General features: G+C 60.2%; 15 protein-coding genes. 5 read left to right on the top strand and 10 right to left on the bottom strand.

The window, feature by feature from the left end; genetic code table 11:
• Positions 1 to 14 precede the first annotated feature (14 nt).
• Genes BUB78_RS06065 through BUB78_RS06045 form a run of 5 tightly spaced genes read left to right on the top strand, consistent with a single transcriptional unit; the run spans position 15 to position 3,772 of the window.
• The gene (locus BUB78_RS06065) at positions 15 to 1,142 is read left to right on the top strand and encodes a sensor histidine kinase (protein WP_342742308.1); all 1,128 of its coding nucleotides are present in this window, start codon (positions 15 to 17) and stop codon (positions 1,140 to 1,142) included.
• Positions 1,143 to 1,197: 55 nt separating this feature from the next.
• The gene (locus BUB78_RS06060; protein WP_073196077.1) at positions 1,198 to 1,956 is read left to right on the top strand and encodes an energy-coupling factor ABC transporter ATP-binding protein; all 759 of its coding nucleotides are present in this window, start codon (positions 1,198 to 1,200) and stop codon (positions 1,954 to 1,956) included.
• Positions 1,928 to 2,533 carry an energy-coupling factor transporter transmembrane component T family protein gene (locus tag BUB78_RS06055; RefSeq protein WP_342742305.1) on the top strand — a complete coding sequence of 202 codons (606 nt, stop codon included), beginning with the start codon at positions 1,928 to 1,930 and terminating at the stop codon, positions 2,531 to 2,533. Before BUB78_RS06060 ends, BUB78_RS06055 begins: the two co-directional genes overlap by 29 nt.
• Positions 2,534 to 2,546: 13 nt before the next feature.
• Complete coding sequence (locus tag BUB78_RS06050) at positions 2,547 to 3,092, top strand: biotin transporter BioY (RefSeq protein ID WP_073196074.1); 546 nt, start codon at positions 2,547 to 2,549, stop codon at positions 3,090 to 3,092.
• Positions 3,089 to 3,772, top strand: a complete 684-nt coding sequence (locus tag BUB78_RS06045; RefSeq protein WP_073196072.1) for a nitroreductase — start codon at positions 3,089 to 3,091, stop codon at positions 3,770 to 3,772. Before BUB78_RS06050 ends, BUB78_RS06045 begins: the two co-directional genes overlap by 4 nt.
• A gap of 62 nt (positions 3,773 to 3,834) precedes the next feature.
• Here the strand turns inward: BUB78_RS06045 and BUB78_RS06040 are convergent, their stop codons facing one another.
• From BUB78_RS06040 to BUB78_RS05995, 10 genes are all read right to left on the bottom strand, one after another.
• Positions 3,835 to 4,941: a thiolase family protein gene (locus BUB78_RS06040; RefSeq protein WP_073196070.1), complete on the bottom strand. Its 1,107-nt coding sequence runs from the start codon at positions 4,939 to 4,941 to the stop codon at positions 3,835 to 3,837.
• Complete coding sequence (locus tag BUB78_RS06035) at positions 4,938 to 6,047, bottom strand: AMP-binding protein (RefSeq protein WP_139279264.1); 1,110 nt, start codon at positions 6,045 to 6,047, stop codon at positions 4,938 to 4,940. Before BUB78_RS06035 ends, BUB78_RS06040 begins: the two co-directional genes overlap by 4 nt.
• 87 nt (positions 6,048 to 6,134) lie before the next feature.
• Positions 6,135 to 6,908 carry an SDR family oxidoreductase gene (locus BUB78_RS06030; RefSeq protein ID WP_073196066.1) on the bottom strand — a complete coding sequence of 258 codons (774 nt, stop codon included), beginning with the start codon at positions 6,906 to 6,908 and terminating at the stop codon, positions 6,135 to 6,137.
• 298 nt (positions 6,909 to 7,206) lie between these two features.
• Positions 7,207 to 8,532, bottom strand: a complete 1,326-nt coding sequence (locus BUB78_RS06025) for an aspartate aminotransferase family protein (protein WP_073196063.1) — start codon at positions 8,530 to 8,532, stop codon at positions 7,207 to 7,209.
• A gap of 9 nt (positions 8,533 to 8,541) precedes the next feature.
• A complete protein-coding gene (locus BUB78_RS06020) occupies positions 8,542 to 9,513 on the bottom strand; it encodes a C45 family autoproteolytic acyltransferase/hydrolase (RefSeq protein WP_073196061.1) in 972 nt (323 codons plus the stop codon).
• A 10-nt stretch (positions 9,514 to 9,523) separates the two neighbouring features.
• A complete protein-coding gene (locus tag BUB78_RS06015) occupies positions 9,524 to 10,984 on the bottom strand; it encodes a biotin carboxylase (RefSeq protein ID WP_139279263.1) in 1,461 nt (486 codons plus the stop codon).
• Positions 10,985 to 10,996: 12 nt separating this feature from the next.
• The gene (locus tag BUB78_RS06010; RefSeq protein WP_073196057.1) at positions 10,997 to 13,522 is read right to left on the bottom strand and encodes an ornithine decarboxylase; all 2,526 of its coding nucleotides are present in this window, start codon (positions 13,520 to 13,522) and stop codon (positions 10,997 to 10,999) included.
• A gap of 74 nt (positions 13,523 to 13,596) precedes the next feature.
• Positions 13,597 to 14,571 carry a carbon-nitrogen hydrolase family protein gene (locus tag BUB78_RS06005; protein ID WP_073196055.1) on the bottom strand — a complete coding sequence of 325 codons (975 nt, stop codon included), beginning with the start codon at positions 14,569 to 14,571 and terminating at the stop codon, positions 13,597 to 13,599.
• Between the two features lie 68 nt (positions 14,572 to 14,639).
• Positions 14,640 to 15,071 carry a universal stress protein gene (locus tag BUB78_RS06000; protein WP_073196053.1) on the bottom strand — a complete coding sequence of 144 codons (432 nt, stop codon included), beginning with the start codon at positions 15,069 to 15,071 and terminating at the stop codon, positions 14,640 to 14,642.
• Between the two features lie 11 nt (positions 15,072 to 15,082).
• Positions 15,083 to 17,833: a TRAP transporter permease gene (locus tag BUB78_RS05995; RefSeq protein ID WP_073196052.1), complete on the bottom strand. Its 2,751-nt coding sequence runs from the start codon at positions 17,831 to 17,833 to the stop codon at positions 15,083 to 15,085.
• Between the last annotated feature and the right edge of the window lie 17 nt (positions 17,834 to 17,850).

Genomic DNA, 17,850 nt, shown 5'->3' with positions numbered 1-17,850 from the left:
TTGGCGATCTCAAGCTGATCCGGCGCTTGCTGGCGGGGCGTCCGGAGGGGGCCAATGTCTATGAGGCCAAGAGTTTCAAAGAGGCGCAATCGTTTGCCGACATGGTGCCGGATGTTGTCCTGCTTGATTATCTGATGCCGGATCTGACCGGGCTGGAGATGCTCAAGGGGCTCAAGGAAAAATGGCCGGGTGCGGCCTATATCCTGATGACCGGGCATGGCGATGAAGAGATTGCAAAATCGGCGATTCAGCTTGGCGCATCGGATTATATTTCCAAGCGGTCGCTAAATCAGAACGCGCTGTTCCGGATGCTGGATACCAGGATTGCCCTGACGCATATGCAGGCCAAGATTGATCTGCAGCGTCAGGAGCTTGAAACCTTTGCGCATATTCTTGTGCATGATTTCAAGGCGCCGATCCGGGGAGCCAGCTTTCTGGCCGAACAGATAAAAGAGGGTCTTGAGAACGGGGATATGGCGGATGTGCAGGTCAGTCTTGGCTTGTTGAACCGCTCCACCCGGCAGATGTCAGAGTTGATCGAGAGTCTGGCCATGCTGACCAGGGTCGATTCCGATGAGCCGTTTTGCGAGGCCTATCTTGGCGAGCTTTTCGAGCGTGCGATCATGGCCAATGAGCGCGACATTTCGTTGAGTGGCGCGCAAGTACGGACCAACGACGTCGGGGCAAGCGCCGTGTGTTCCGCCCCGCAGGTGGCGCAGGTGCTTCAGAATCTGATTGCCAATGCAATCAAGTATCGCGGTGAGGAGACGCCCGATATAGTCGTGTCTACGCAGAGGGTTGCAAAGGGGCTCAGGGTGACGGTCTCGGACAACGGTCAGGGTGTTCCGGAGGAATTTCGCGGCCGCATTTTCGAGACGTTTCGTCGGATCAATGGCTGGAATGCCCCCCCAGGGCACGGGGCTTGGCCTTGCGACCTGTCGCAAAATCGCCTTGCGCCATGGTGGAACAATCTGGTGCGAACCCAATGCCCCAAATGGCACATCGTTCCATTTCATTCTGGGCGCGGGCGAGCCGGGCGTACGGGCTCAGGCCTAGGAAAAGGCCGCTATCGCCGATTGATCAGCCGCGAAACTGCGGCAATGATATCATGGGGCATGTTCGTGCCCGCTTGCATTCGCTAGTGTCGATGGCGATACGTGCGCCTGCGCGTATCAACAACGACTTTGAGGGACGAGAATGCAAGGCGAGGGTGTCATTTCACGATCCGGCGATCCGTCTGTGACGTTTGAAATGGCCGGAGTGTCCTTTTTCCGCGAGGGCCGGGCGCTCTTGACGGGGCTCAATCTGCGCGTGACGGAACGGCGCATCGGGATTGTCGGGCGAAACGGGTCGGGCAAGACCACGTTGGCGCGGGTTCTGTCCGGTCTTGTGGCGCCTGACCAAGGCGAGGTTCGGGTTTGCGGCGTGGATATCGCCAAGGATCGCAGGGCGGCGATCCAAACCGTGGGCATCCTGTTTCAAAACCCCGATCATCAGATCATTTTTCCGACCGTGGAAGAAGAGCTGGCCTTTGGTTTGCTTCAGGCCGGCGCGTCAAAACCCGAGGCGGAACGACAGGTTGCCGATATCCTGGCGCGGTTTGACAAATCCCATTGGGCATCGGCGGCGACGCATCAGCTTTCGCAGGGGCAAAAGCAACTGGTCTGTTTGATGGCCATCATCGCGATGGCACCCAAGGTGGTTATTCTCGACGAGCCGTTTTCCGGGCTCGATATTCCGACCCGCGCCCAGTTGACGCGGTATTTTGACCGTATTGATGCGGCGCTGATCCATATCACGCATGACCCGCAGGCCTTGCGCGGCTATGAAAGGGTGATCTGGCTTGAAGAGGGGCGGATCAAACAGGATAGTGAGGCGGCCCAAGCGCTTGCGGCCTTTGGCAAACATATGACCGATCTTGGGGGGCATGATGATATCTCTGACCTCGCCGGTTGAAACGCGCGCCCATGGCTGGTCGGCGGGCGCAAAGCTTGCGGCGCTTTGCGGCGCGACGGTTGTGTTGTTTGCGCAAGAGGGCCTTGGCTTTCATGCGGTGGTATTTGCCGCTTGCCTGCTTGTCTATCGCCTGCCCGGCGGGCGGTTTTTCCGCGCCGGGGTGAAGGGGCTTGTTGCGCTCTGGCCGTTCATTGCGGTGGTGCTGGTCTGGCATCTGGTGATTGGCGCGCCGGTTGAGGGCCTGGTCGTCGTTCTGCGGTTGTTATCGGCCGTGGCGCTTGCCAATCTGGTAACGATGACGACCCGCCTTTCGGCGATGATCGAGGTGGTTCGCTGGCTGGCGGCGCCGTTCAGACGGATAGGGGTGAATACCCGCGCGCTTGAAATCGGGATTGCCCTTGTCGTGCGCTTCACCCCGACGCTGGCCGACAAGGGCGCGCAGCTGGCACAGTCGTGGTCGGCCCGCTCGCCCAAAAAACCCAGTTGGAGGATCGTCATGCCATTCACCGTGCTGGCCATCGACGACGCAGAATATGTGGCCGAAGCGCTTAAGGCGCGCGGCGGTCTAAACCGGTAAAGGAAGTCAAAGAATGGAACGTAATCTTGCCCTCGTGGCGCTTTTTGCCGCCTTGATTGCGGCGCTTGGGCTTATCCCGAAATTTACCCTCGGGTTCGGCGTGCCAATCACGGCGCAAAGCCTTGGGATCATGCTCTGCGGGACGGTGCTTGGATCGCGGCGCGGGGCGATGGCGGTGTTGCTGTTCCTGTTGCTGCTCGCGCTTGGCCTTCCGCTTTTGGCGGGGGGGCGCGGCGGGCTGGGCCTTTTCGTGTCGCCTTCGGCCGGCTTCCTGTTTGGCTGGCCGGTCGCGGCCTTTGTCACCGGCCTTGTGGTCGAGAAATGGCGCGGGGCGTCGCTTGCGGTCGTGGCCGGGATTGCTTCGGTGATCGGCGGCATTCTCGTGCTCTATGTTTTCGGCGTTGCCGGCCTGGCCGTGACCTTGAAGAAATCCGGTTATGAAGCCGCCCTGCTGGTGGTTGCCTTTGTGCCCGGCGATATTGTCAAAGCGGTGCTTGCGGGTGTGATCACCGCGGCCCTTGCCAAGGCCCGGCCACAGAGTGTTCTATCGCGGGCATGAGCATTTCGCCTCTTGAGCAGCTTTTGGCCTCGCGTCGCTCGGTGCGCAAATATCACGCGACACCGGTGCCAAGGGCCGATGTTGCCCGCATTCTCACCGCGGCGCGGCGGGCGCCAAGTGGCGCGAACCTTCAGCCAGGGCGCTTTCACGTGCTCTGTGGTGTGCCGCTGGAGGGGTTGAAATCCGCTCTGCTTGACGCGGTGGCGGCGGGGCGCCCGCAGGTCTCGCAATTCTCGTATTTCCCCGATCCGATGCCGCCGGGGCTAAAGGCCAAGCAACGCGCGGCGGGCTATGCGCTTTATTCCGCGCTCGGGATTGAGCGGCGGGATTTGGCAGGGCGCAAGGCGCAGTTTGATCAGAACTATCGGTTCTTTGACGCGCCGGTCGGGATTGTCGTTACGATCCGGGCGGACATGGGCAAGGGGTGTTTCATGGATCTTGGCATGACCCTCATGGCGCTGTTTCTCGCGGCCGAGGATATGGGTTATGGCACAAGCGGAATCGGTGCCTTGGGCAACTACGGCGATCTTGTGCATGCGACGCTTGGCCTGCCCGAGGATGAGCTTGTGGTGTGCGGCATTGCCCTTGGGCACCCGGATAACGCGGCGCCGGTGAACACGGTCAGGACAGAGCGCGACGCGCTTGAGGAGTTTGCGCGTTTTGAGGGGTTTGACGACTAAAGCATGTTGCTCAAAAGTGGGAACCGGTTTTGAGCTTCTCAAACATGCGGAATCAACAGACCCTAGGCGCGCAGCAAGAGCGCCGTGCCGATCCCCCCGGCGGCGGCAATCGCCGCAATCCCTGTGCCGCCCCGCGCGACCAATTCATGATAAAGCCGCACGGCATTGATCGCGCCGGATGCGCCTATGGGGTGGCCGCGCGCAAGCGATCCGCCGCCGGGGTTGACGATCTCGGGGGGGATACCGCTTTCGGTGACGCAGGCGATGGCCTGTGCGGCGTAGGCCTCCATTATCTCGGCCACGGCAAGGTGATCGGGGGAGAGACTGGCGTCGTGCAGAAGTTTCTGGATCGCCGCGACAGGCGCCAGACCGGGAAGGTCGGGGCGTCCGCCCAGGGTACAGCCGCCGATGATCTTGACGGCCGGCGCATCAAGGCTGCGCGCGATCCGCTCCGAGACCACAACGCAAAACGCCGCGCCATCGGCCGCGACCGAGGTATTGGCGGGCGTGATGGTGCCGACCATCGCGCGGCTTCGCGTACAAAGGCCGGGCGAAAGGGCACGGGTGAAGGGATCGTCTGTGATGCCCCCAATCGTGATCAGCTCGCGCGCCAGCCGGTGACGCGCCCGGAGCGCGCGATCATGGCTTTGCACGGCCCAGGCATCCTGCGCGGCGCGGGGGATGCCAAGCTCTGCGGCTAGGGCATCTGCGGCCACATGCATGTCGGGGTCGCGGTCCGGCCAGGGGGTAAACCGGGCCTGGGCATAGGGCAGGGCGGGGCGGCCATCGGCAAAGGTGCGGGCGCGTTCGGGGCGGCGCGAATAGCTCTCGGTGCCGCCGGCCACGACGATCTCCACCTGACCAGAACGGATCATCGCATCGGCGAGGTTAAGCGCGTCGAGGCCGCTGGCGCATTGCCGGTCAATCGAAAGCCCCGCCACATGCTCGGGCAGGCCCGCCGCCAGAGCGCATAACCGCGCAGGATTGCCACCCGCGCCAAGGGCGTTGCCGACAATCACTTCGCCAACCTCCTCGGGGGCGAGGCCACAGCCGACAAGACAGGCGCGGATCACCGGGGCGGCGATATCATGAAACTCCAGATGCGCAAAAGCGCCGTTCAGGGGCACGACGGCGGATCGTTTGGCGGCGACAATATAGCTATGCGTCATGCGGTGGCCTCGACCCATTGGGTAAGTGTGCAATAGTCGGGTTTGCCTGCCGCCAGCATCGGCAGGGCGGCGACAAAATGCACCCGGCGCGGGGCGCGCAGCGGGCCAAGGGTTTGTCGGCAAAGCACCAGCAGATCGTGTTCGCTCATCGTGGCATCGGCGCCGGCGACGACCGCGACAAGGCGATGACCGCGCTTTGCATCGGGCAGGGGGAGTACCGCGACACTGCCGGTGCCAAGGGTTGCGGCCAGAAAGCCTTCGATCTCTTCGGGAAAGACATTGATGTCAGAGATTGTCACCATTCGGCTTTTGCGCCCAACGACAAAGAGGTTGCCCGCCGCATCCAGCCGCCCCAGCTCGCCAATCGAAAGATACGCGCCATCCCAGCGGGTATCGGCGCTTTGACCGCTGGTGTAGCCGTCAAAGAGATAGGGGCTCTTGACCCAGATTTCGCCGATCTGATCGGTTTCATGACGCGTCGCATCGCGGATCGAAATCGAGACACCGGGATAGGCGGCTCCGACCGAACCGAGCGGCGTGGTGTCGTTTGCCCAGCTGACAAAGCTGGTCTCGGCCGCGCCATAGAAATGGATCAGCCGGGCATTGGGAAACGTCCTTGCGGCGTCGGTCGCGATCCTTTCGCTAAGTTGGCCACCGCCGACCAGAATATGGCGTGTCGATTGAATTGGGGGGGTGTCCTGCGCGCTCAGCAGGCCAAGCTGCGTTGGCGTGATGTAAAGGACCGTTGCCTGTTCGCGCTCAAGCGCGGCAAGCTGGCGGTCGGGGCGCAAGCCATGCAGGCCAAGAATGCGCGCACCGTGATGGGCGGCCTCTAACGTGCCATAAAGCGCCAGCGAATGCGCCAGCGTTCCGAACACCGCGGCGCAATCGCGCGATGACAGGCCAAGCACCCGCCCGTTGACCGCGAAACTTTCCATCCAGGAGGATTGCGTGCGCCGGATAATCTTGGGCTCTCCGCCAGAGCCCGAGGTCGCGCAGTGAAGATAGCGCGCGGGGTCAGACGAGGGGCTGTCAAGCGGCGCAACGCCCGAGGCGGAAACCGCAATCGAGGCGCGCGCGCGCACCAGTGCGCAGAGGTGCGACATCGCGACGTCCGATCCAAGCACCGTCGCGGAGTCCCGCCATTCAAAGGAGTTCTGGTTCAAACGCTAAGCCCCGATCTGCGTTCTAGTCTAATAATGCGATACATACCCGCCATCAACCGCGAGCACTTGCCCGGTGACATAGGACGCCGCCGGAGATGCCAGAAACAGCACGGCCGGGGCAAGCTCTGCCGGGTCCCCCCAACGACCAAGCGAGGTGTTTCGCGCCAACATGTCGGCTATCCTGGGGTCCGATGCCGCCTGTCGGTTCGGCTCAGTCCTGAAGAAGCCCGGTGCAACGGCATTTACAGTGACGCCCTTGGGGCCAAGTTCGGCAGCCAGGGCCCGCGTCAGCCCGACAAGGCCTGATTTGGCGGCTGTGTATGCGGCATCACCGGATTGTGCGATGAGCCCGGCAATCGACGAGATGTTTACAATCCGCCCTTTGGATTTGTTCGCAGTCATCATCCTGGCGGCATGTTGGGCCAACAAAAACGGTGCCACGAGATCGACATCCAGCAGGCGGCGCACATCTGCACCGGTGAATTCAGCAAAGGCGCGGCGATCTCTGAGGCCAACATTGTTGACCAGGATATCAAGCCCGCCCCCGGCGTTCGCGATCGTGTCGAACGCCATTGCAACCGCATCATCATCAGCCACATCAAAAACCAAAGCCCGAGCCTCGCCGCCTTCGCTTTCGATCTGTGCAACGGCCTCGTACACAGCATCAGCCCGGCGCCCATTGACCCAGACAATGGCCCCGGCTTCGGCCAGAAGGCGCGCGATTTCAAAGCCCAACCCACTGCTGCTGCCGGTGACCAGGGCCTGCTGGCCGGTGAGGGAAAACGGTCCAAAATTCTGCATCACGCATCTCCCGTTGAAATCTTTGCGATGGGGTGCTTTGGTGTGTAACGCGCAGGAGGGGCTAACCATAGCGCTTTGTTTGCCCGGGTCCGCATGCGAGTATTCTAACGTGCGGGCCAACTAACTGCGCATAAACATAGTTATGTTAACAAGGGTGGAGTGCCCCGAGAAAGTTGACCTTACGTAACCAGAGACGTCGGATGCTTGCCGTTGTTAGGTCAAAAGCCTTGCATAATCATGTCGATAGCTATCGCGATTTTAAAAACCACCTCAAGCCTTCGCAAGGCAGGACACCCGATCAGGCCCGTAGGGCCGTTTCGATGGCACCCGAGAGCTTTTGCACTAACTCGTCGATCTGATCGTCGCTGATGATAAAGGGCGGCGCGAGAAGAACGTGATCGCCGCTTTGTCCATCAATCGTGCCGCTCATCGGGTAACAGATAAGACCAGCCTCGAACGCCGCCGTCTTGATCCGCCCGGCAATCTTGCGCGCGGGATCAAACGGCGCTTTGGTCTCGCGGTCGGCCACAAGCTCGACCCCCTGAAACAGGCCCCTGCCCCGGATGTCGCCCACGTTGGGATGCTGGCCAAACTCGGCCTCAAGCGCCGCCATCAATTTAGCGCCTTGGGTTTTCACCCGTGGGATAAGGTTGCGCCCGAGTATGGCGCTGACCACGGCAACACCGGCGGCGGCGGCGGTGGGGTGGCCAAGATAGGTATGCCCGTGCTGGAAAAACCCGCTGCCGTTTTCGATGGTCTCATAGATTTTCCGGCTACAGAGCATCGCGCCAATCGGCTGATACCCTGCGCCAAGGCCCTTGGCGATGCAGAGGATATCGGGGGTGACGCCGTCTTGTTCACAGGCGAACAGGCTTCCGGTGCGGCCCATGCCACACATCACCTCGTCAAGGATCAACAGAATCCCGTATTGATCGCAAATCTCGCGGATGCGTTTGAAATAGCCCGGCGCGGCGGTCAGCGCGCCCGCTGTGGCCCCGACAACCGGCTCGGCAGCAAAGGCCATGACGTTTTCCGGCCCGACCCGCAGCAATTCTTCTTCCAGAAGGTTGGCGGCGCGCACACCGTACTCCTCAAGGCTCTCGTCATCGCGCTTGAGACGGTATTCATAGCACGGGTCAATATGGCTCATGTCGATCAGAAGCGGGCCGAACTGCGCGCGGCGCCACTCATTGCCCCCCGCCGAAAGCGCGCCCATGGTGTTGCCATGATAGCTTTGCTTGCGGGCGATAAGGCGGCCACGCTTGGGCTCGCCCTTCTCGACGAAATACTGGCGCGCCAGCTTAAGCGCGGCTTCCATCGCCTCGGAGCCGCCCGAGACAAGATAGACCCGGTCAAGATCGCCCGGCGCATGGGCGATCAGAAGATCGGCCAGCGTTTCGGCAGGTTCCGAGGTGAAAAACCCGGTATGGGCATAGGCCAGTGTATCAAGCTGGGCCTTGACGGCCTCAATGATCGTCTTGTCGCCATGACCAAGACAGGACACCGCCGCACCGCCCGAGGCGTCAAGATACTGCTTGCCGCTGGTGTCATAGAGATAACACCCCTCACCGCGCGCGGCGACCGGGGGCAGTTGTTTGGTATGGCGTGGAAAAATATGTGACATCAGTCTCTCCTATGCGGCACCCGGTATTTGAACATGGCGGCCGCCCTCTTGAAAGTGATCCATTGATTGCGACCAGACGGTGCCCGGCCAGCGGACCTCCATCTGTTGCAGGCGCGGTCGATAGACGGCGGTGTATAGCGTGCCAAACCCGGCGGAAAAGGCCGTTGAATAAAGCGGCGGGCGCAGGAAGGCGTTGATGAACTTATCCTCTGGATCGCGGTGCAGGGTCAGGCGTTGCAGCAGATACCGCTCGCGCTCGACCGTGGCGGTAAAGCGCGCATGGCTGACCCATTCGACGTTTTCCTGATGGTTCGTTGCAACGGCGGCATGGGTGATCACCGCCGGGCGGTCAGGCGCCATCATCGCGGTCAGATACTTGCGCTTGGCATCCAGAACGGTGACGTTATAGCTCATGTGTGTCGGCAGACGGGCCAGAGCGGCCCCGGCCTCTTTGGCGGTTTCGCAGGTTTGCAACACATAGCGCAGGATAAGCGGCACGCCGAACCCCTCGCCAACCACGCGCCGCCCGCCAAAGGTAAGCGAGATCGCCAAACCTGCATCGTTCATCCCGTCAACAAGCCCCCAGAGCCCATCAGAGGTGCCGATAACGCGCCGCCCCTGCCAGCCGGTTTTCAGGATCAGACTATCAAAGGCGTTGGGGTTATAGTCGTAATTGCGCACAAGCACCGGTTCTTCGCCGGTCCAGATCGCCTGGCTACAGCCCGAAAGATAAGGCGGCGGGCAATAAAAGCTCAGGAAGCGCGCGGCCTGATCGCCGCCGCCGGCAAGCTCGCACAGGCTATCGTAAAGCGGCACGATCTCGGGCATGTGCTGCTCAAGGGCGCGTCGGCTTTCAAGATATTTCGGCCGCGCAGCGTCGCCCTCTTTGAGCCACCAGCGTTTGTAGTCGGGCCAGTATTCGGCGAAAAGCCCGGCCCATTTCGGGCCGGGCATGTCTTCGCTTAGTGCGCGCCAGAGCATCGCAACTTCCTTACATGATCTTAAAGGCCGGATCCGCCAGGGCAGGCCCCGCATTGGCAACCGGCAGCGGTTTGCCCGCGACAGTCTGCTTGATGCCGTGGATCCACTTTTTCGCGCGCTCGTTGAGCTGAAAGCTCTTGGTCATCGAGCGGCCGCGCGTCACGAGAATGCCGATATCGGCGCCCTCGTAGCGGTAATCGCCGGGCTGAAGGATGCGCAGGAAGAACGCCTCGTTTTCCGACTCAACCGCGCGACGGTGATAATCGAAGCGGTCAAACACCACGCGGCCATCCTCAAGCATCTTGTAGATGCCGGTTTCGGGCGCGTCGGTGCAGATATCAACGCTGTCCTCGGTGTGCTTGATCACCATCTGCGACCAGCTGTCGATCATGTCGGGGTTGGCCCACCGATTGTTAAGTTCGTCCACATCAAGATCGAACTTCTTCTTGGAAAATTCCAGCAGGTGGAACAGGAACAAGGGCGCATCCGCATGGGCAAAGGCGGCGTGATTGGTCATCGACGACGCCCCGGTGATGCGCGGGTTCAACTCGCCCAGCCAAAGATCGCCAGTCTTCTTGTCGATCAGGAAATCAAGCTCGAAGTAGCCGCGATAGCCCTCTTTGCGAAGCTGCTCGCCGAATTTGAAGGTCAGCTCGCGCGCCTGTTGGCGGACCTTGGGCGGAAATGCGGTGGACAGGATTTCATTGCCACACCAACCGCCGCGATAGGGCGTGAGATCCTTGAAACCGACAAGCTCGGTCATCAGCGGGCCAACGATGGTGCCCTCTTTGGTGGCGCAAGCCTCGATTGCCGATCCCCGGCAATCAATCCGCTTCATGATCTTGATCTCGCCTTCGCCGATGATCTCGTGCTCGTGACGACGGAAATCGGCCTCGGACTTGATGAAGAACGTGGTATGGCCGCTATCGCCAAAGGCCGATTGCAGCACCAGATCATGACCGATCCCGGCCTTTTCACAGGTCTTTTGCAGATCCTCGTAGGATTTCACCTCGGCCAGAACGTTGGGCACCGAAGGCACGCCAGCCTTGTTGCCGATGCGGACGGTTTCGATCTTGTTGTCCATCGAAGTGCGCAGCTTGGCCTTGGGGAACCAGACGTCGGCGCCAAGCTCTTTTGACAGACGCTCGGTTTCCTCGTCAAACATCAGGAAGACGAATTTCGGCTTGCCGCCCCGGCGCTTGATGAAATCAATCACCTCTTTGTGCTGCAACAGATAGTTGTTGATGTCTTCAATCGACTGGAATTCGGCATGGGGTTGTTCCGAGGGGCAGAACACGTTCGGGTGCTTGCCGCCGTAACAATCGATATAGCAGATATATTTGAAGTTCTTCACCCACTCATCAAGACCCAGAAGGTTAAAGTTGGTGGCCGAGATAAAGTAGATCGGGTCTTCGTTGCGGTGAAAGAACCGGCGGATTTCCGAGATATTCTTGAGCACAGTTGCCATTATAGTTTCCCTTCCTTATTCGGCTGCAGTCTTGATGGATTTGGCCTTGGGCAAGGCGGCCAGGGCCTCTGGTGTGAAGACGCGCAACCCAAGATCGGCGCGGTAGCCGTGGATTTCATTGACGTCGAGCGCGCGCATGAAGGCAAGGATTTCCTTGCTGATCACCTGCCCCGGCACCAGGATCGGAAAGCCCGGCGGATAGGGGATGATAAAGCTGGCGGAGACCACCTCTTTCCCGGCCTCAAGCGCGTCCTTGAGCGATCCATCCAGTTCAAGATAATCGCAGTTGTTGAGATCATAGCTCAGGTAATAGGCGGTCCTGATATCGCCCTCAGGCGTCAGGTTGTCTGGTCGGAACGCATCGTGAAAGCGGCTGAAATCCGGCAGCGGCGGGTAGTTCTCGGTCAGGTTCTTGACCCGGCGATCAAACGACATCCGCTCCATGTTCGAGGCATCGTCAAGAAGATCGTCAAGATCCTTGGCAATTTCGACCAAGACCTCGATCAGATACGCGACCGACGACCGGGTGACGCCGCTTTGGCGGTGATGTTCGGGAATCATGTCGCCGGCGGTCAGAACCTTGAAGTACTTTTGCAACAAGGGATGGGTGCTTATCGCCTTGCGCATCGACATTGCCGCTTCGATCTGGCGTTGAACGAATTCAAACCCTTCCAGCTCGACCTGACGGCGCCCGACATCGAGCGAGGCGATGATCTGATAATTGGGCGAGGTTGACGTGTGGGTCATATAGGCTTCGTGAAAGCTCTGTTCGACCTCGCCTTTGAAGTCCTGATCGTTGACATGGATCATCGAGCCCTGTCGCAGAGAGGTCAGCGTTTTATGGGTCGATTGGGTGGCATAGACCCTTATGCGCGCGGCGGGTGGCGCGACAAGGCGGGTGTCCAGCCATTCTTCATCCGTGGCATCGGCAAGGGCCTCTTGCTGGGCCTCATAGGTGCGGCGATGCGCATCGGTGCGCAGGCGGCGGCGCAGGTTGTTGGCGGTCCGCATGCCGGTGCGCTGACGATAGGTCGGGCTGAAGCGGGCAAAGGCAAACCATGCCTCATCCCAGAGGAACACGAGGTCGCGCTTGATCGCCAGGCATTCCTCCATCACGCGCTCGACGTTGTAAACCAGCCCGTCAAAGGTACAGTTGGTGAGCAAGAGCATGCGCACCCGGTCAAGCTTGCCCGCCGCCTTCAGGGCCAGAAGCTGATGCTTGATTTCGCGCAGCGGCACCGCGCCATACATCGAGTATTCATTGAGAGGATAGCTGTCGAGATAGACCACCTCGGCGCCGGCAAGAACCATGCCGTAATGGTGCGATTTGTGGCAATCGCGGTCGACAAGCACGATGTCACCGGGGCGCACAAGCGCCTGCACCACGATCTTGTTACAGGTCGAGGTGCCATTGGTGGCAAAAAAGGTCTGTTTTGATCCGAACGCCCGGCTGGCAAGTTCCTGCGCCTCTTTGATGGGGCCATGCGGTTCCAGAAGGCTATCAAGCCCGCCCGATGTGGCAGAGGTTTCGGCCAGAAAGATGTTGGGGCCGTAAAACGCGCCCATATCCTGAATCCAATGGCTGCGGCTGATGGATTTGCCGCGGCTGATGGGCATCGCGTGAAACACGCCGGTCGGCTGTTTGGAATAGTTCACAAGCGCGGTAAAGAACGGCGTCTTGTTGCGGGCCTCGACCCCGCGCAGGATATTGAGGTGCAGCTCCATGAAATCTTCCTGATTGTAGAAAACACGCCGACAGATGCCAAGATCAAGCCCGGCGATATCCTCGACCGAACGTTCGGTGACAAGATAGGCGTCAAGCTCGGGGCGGACCCGGTCAATCAGGCGACAGAGTTCGGGCCCGTAGTTCTCGGGCAACAGCGCCTCAAGCTCATCGGCGCCGCTGGCATTGCTGAGGTATTTGCTGAGGATTTCGTTTTCGTTCTTGGACTTCAGAACAAGACCGGGGCGCACGACAATCGCCTGAATGTTATGGTTGAACAGCACCGCAATAAGTGCGTCCTCAAGGCTTGGCACGACAACCGCCTCATAGTGAAACGGGTCTTCTGCGCGGCGCATCCGGGTGACGTTGGACTTGAGCCAGCGTTCTTGCTGTTCGCTGACATTGTCGACGATCAGAACCTCGAAATAGGGCCGCGCCATGGCGCGCGCCTCGGGCGAGAGCATTGCCTCGTCGTTATGTTCTTCGTCATCCATGCTGTCGCGATCAAGCGGGATCGTGCGGCGCCGATAGGCCCCGGTGGTCAACGCCCGCGTGACCCGGTGCACGCCAAAGGACAGATCGTCGAAATTGCCATGCTCGAACTGGCGGCGCATGTGATCAAAGGCGGCCATGCCGGGAAAGGCCCAATAGGGTTCGATCACGGCGAGGGCCTCAAAAAGCTCATTGACCCGCAATTTGAGGGTCGCAATCTTTTTGGCGTCCCGCTCGCGGCATATAGAGGTTGTTGCCTCGCGCAACGCGCTCCACCGGTCAGAGCGGAGCTGCGTTGCGGAATAATAGTCGCTTACAGAATCCATCAATCATTCTCCCGCTTATTGGGCCGGAACGCGATCAACGGATCAGGGGCACAGGGCCCCTGCGGTCCTGCGTTCTAGCCGACTGTTGTTCTGCCCTCGAAAGGGGTGGTTCCATACCCAAGAGCGCGCTTGTGATTGCGCTCTTCGGCTTCGGCATCGGCGGGCACGTCCACATGCAATCCGGCACGTGATCCCTGTTGTGGGATTTCAAGCGGCCCGAGTGTTTTAAGATAGTCGTTGGTTGTGCTGGTGCGATCGTAAACCGAGAAATCAACCGAGCGGTCACGGAAGCTCTTGAGCACCTGGCCCAGACCCTTCATACCGGTTTCGCGTTGGCGGCGCACCATCGAAAGATCGACCTCAATCGGGAACATGTCCTCTTGACCGGCCGACTGGTGTAGCACCAGAGAGGTCGGATCGACCACCAGCGATTTGCCGACGCCGCCGGCACCAAGGCCGTTCACGTCAAACACATAGCACTGAAACTGCGCCGCCGTGGCGCGCGCGATGGCCAGCTCTGCGTCGCGGTCGGTGGTGCCGGTCAGAACCGGATGAAGCAGAACCTCGACCCCCTGACTGGTCAGCTCGCGGGTGGTTTCCGGGAACCACATGTCATAACAGATCGACAGGCCAAAGCGGCCCACATCCGGCACATCAAAGACGCAGAATTCGGTGCCCGCCGCGATCCCCGCCTCGTAGGGCAGGAACGGGAACATCTTGGCATAGCGCCGGATCACCTCGCCATCGGGGTTGATCACCAGCGCGGTGTTGTAAATCCGGCCATCGACCGGCGAGGTCAGGAACATCGAGCCGGGAATAAGCCAGACCTTATAGCGCCGCGCCGCCTCGCAGAATTGGTCGATCACGTCGTTTTCATGAGGCAGGGCATATTTGTCGAGCGGGCCAAACGGCGAAAGTTCGCTGAACATCACCATCTGTGTCCAGGGAAACCGCGCCATAAGCACGTCAAGACGGTGAAGCATGCCATCGACATTGGGCTGCAGGGCGTTGACGTACATTTGTACGCCAGCAATTGCGAAAGGGGTCATAGTGTCAGCTCTCCGTGCTGGCAGAGCGGCCCGGATCGGGCGCAAGGATTCTCTGCTTTGACCACCTATTACGCCCTTACCACCAGAACGGAAACAGGTGATCTGCGCACGATCCTATCCGCATTCGAGCCGACAAGAAACTCCCGTACCCGGTCGGGCTTGGGTGAGGCCATGATCACGAGATCACAGTTGATTTCATCAATAACCTTGAGAACTTTCTTGTGAATCTTGCCAAATGCCAGGTGTTGCTTGACGTCCACATCTTCCGGAACCTCGGCGGAAACCAGCGTATTCAGGGCCTCGCTTGCGGCGGCGACGGCCTTGGCCTCGAAATCCTCGGGAAAGAACCCTTCGACAAGCGGCGTGCCCATATCGGGGACCACCGACATGATATGCAATTTGCCCTTTGAGGCGCGCACAAGCTCTATCGCCTGTGGCAGGGCCATTTTCCAAGACGCCGGCGCGTTAAGATCAATCGTGAGCAGGATGGTATTGAACATTCTCTCTCTCCTCAGGCGGCGGCGGGTTTGCGCGGCGCGCGCGCGTTGCGGCCCCGCTGAAGGAACACGACAAAGCCCAAGAGCAAGAGCGCGGGAATGAACATCAGGTATTTGCTTGGCTGACCCACCGGGCGCAGCACGCGCAACACTTCCTGATCCCAGTCAAGACCGGCCGTTGCCCCGGCGCTGCCAAAGGCGACGTCGTCGATCACCAGTGTATCGCCTTCGTTACGGAACGCCAGACCGGCGTTTTGCAGCCGTTCTTCACCGGTTGCGCCCTCCTTGATCGGCAGGACGGCGACAAATTCGATCGGGTCACCAAGATCATTCACCCCTGCCACCCGAAGCCGCAGGTCCTCGCCAACCGGCGTTGCCATCGCAGCGGCGGCAATCTCGGTCGGGTTTTCCTCGCTATAGGGCGGCGCGACCATATCCATCCAGAACCCCGGACGGAACAGTGTAAAGGCGATCAGCAGCAGCGCCAGAGTTTCGTAGATACGGTTTCTGGCGATGAACCACCCCTGCGTTGCCGCCGCAAACAAGAGCATGGCAATTGTCGCGACAATAAAGACAAATATCCCCTGAATCCATGTCACATCTATCAGCAACAGCTCGGTATTGAAGATGAACAGGAATGGAAGGGCGGCGGTGCGCAGCGAGTAAAAGAACGCCACAACCCCGGTCTTGATCGGATCGCCGCCCGACACGGCGGCGGCGGCAAAGCTTGCAAGGCCGACGGGCGGCGTCACATCGGCCATGATCCCGAAATAGAACACAAAGAGATGCACGGCGATCAGCGGCACGATAAGGCCGTTCTGCTGGCCAAGGGTCACGATGACGGGGGCCAAAAGCGCCGAGACAACGATATAGTTCGCCGTGGTCGGCAGGCCCATGCCAAGGATCAGCGACAGGATTGCGGTCAGGAACAGGATGGCAAGGATATTGCCGCCGGACAGAACCTCGACCACATCGGCAAGCGCCGAGCCGACGCCGGTCTGGCTTACGGCGCCGACGATGATACCGGCGGTCGCGGTGGCAATGCCGATACCGATCATGTTGCGCGCGCCGGTTTCAAGGCCGTCGATCAGATCGGTCAAACCTTCTTTGAGCGCGCCGCCAAGCTTGCCCTCGCCGCGCATGATCGCGGTCAGCGGGCGTTGGGTCAGCAGGATGAACACCATATAGGCGGTCGCCCAGAAGGCCGACAGACCCGGCGACAGGCGATCCACCATCAGCGCCCAGACCAGAACCACAACCGGCAGGATGAAATGCAGCCCCGAACGAACCGTCGGCCCCGGCAGCGGAAGCGCGGTCACCGGCGCATTGGGATCGTCAAGCTCAAGCGGCTCTTCTTTTGAGGCGACATAAAGCAGGGCGATATAGACCAGCGAGATGAAGGCGAAGATGATATAACCCGCCGCATTCGGAAACGCCGGGCGAATCCAGCCCATGCCATAATAAACCGCAAAGGAAATCGCGCAGATCGCGGCGATGGTAAAGGCAATGCCGATCAGGCGCTGCACGATGGGTTTGGGCGTATAGGCGCGCGGAAGACCCTCCATGCCGGCCTTAAGCGCCTCAAGATGCACGATATAGACCAGCGCGATATAGCTGATCACGGCAGGCAAAAAGGCGTGTTTGACCACGTCGAAATAGGGAATGCCTACATATTCCACCATAAGGAACGCCGCCGCCCCCATCACCGGTGGCATGATCTGGCCGTTGACAGAGCTGGCAACCTCGACAGCGCCGGCCTTTTCCGAGCTGAAGCCGACCTTTTTCATCAGCGGAATGGTAAAGGTGCCGGTGGTCACCACGTTGGCAATCGACGAGCCCGAGATAAGGCCGGTCATCGCCGAAGACACCACCGCCGCCTTGGCGGGGCCGCCCTTCATGTGACCCATCAGGCTAAAGGCGACCTGAATGAAATAGTTGCCCGCCCCTGCCCGGTCGAGCAGCGAGCCGAACAGAACGAACAGGAACACGAAGGAAGTCGAGACGCCCAAGGCGATGCCGAACACGCCCTCTGTGGTGATCCACTGGTGGTTCACGATTTCCGACAGGCTATTACCTTTATGGGCGATGATGCCGGGCATATAGGGGCCAAGCACGGTATAGACGAGAAAGACCGAAGCGACGATCATCAAGGCGGGCCCAAGCGCGCGGCGCGTGGCCTCTAGCAACAGCATCAAGCCGATCACGGCAACGACGAAATCCTGAAGGATCGGCGCGCCGACGCGGCCGGAAATATCACGATAATAGACATAGAGATATAGCGCGGCCATGGCGCCAACAACCGCCATTGCCCATTCCCAGGCCGGCACCTTGTCCTTTGGCGAGCCAAGCAGGATCGCCGCGACAAGAGCTATCGCGATTAGCGGAATCCACCATGTCGAGGTGTCATCTTTGGCACCGACCATGAACAGAAAAGCCAGAACCACCGGTACGACAACGCCAAGCCCAAGCTGGAACTTGGTGCGCGCCGCCGGAAAGGCCGCGAAAGCAAGAAAAATGGCAAAGGCCAGGTGAATCGACCGGCTCTCGGTGTCGTTGAACACGCCCCAGCCGACGATAAACGGGATCGGCGAGGCAATCCAAAGCTGAAACAGCGACCAGGCAAGCGCGACGCAGGTCAAAAAGATGCCGACTGTACCCGTCGTCCCGCGCCCACCCGTATCAGAGGAGGCAACCAGCGCGTCGAGTTCTTCCTGCGATAGCCCGCCACGATCTTTGGTTTGCTGTTGGTTTGGATTGTCCGACATGTCAGTCCCCCGCGGCC

It is taken from the genome of Roseovarius marisflavi (genome assembly GCF_900142625.1).
Lineage (GTDB): Bacteria > Pseudomonadota > Alphaproteobacteria > Rhodobacterales > Rhodobacteraceae > Roseovarius > Roseovarius marisflavi.
This window is presented reverse-complemented; position numbering and strand designations above follow the sequence as displayed.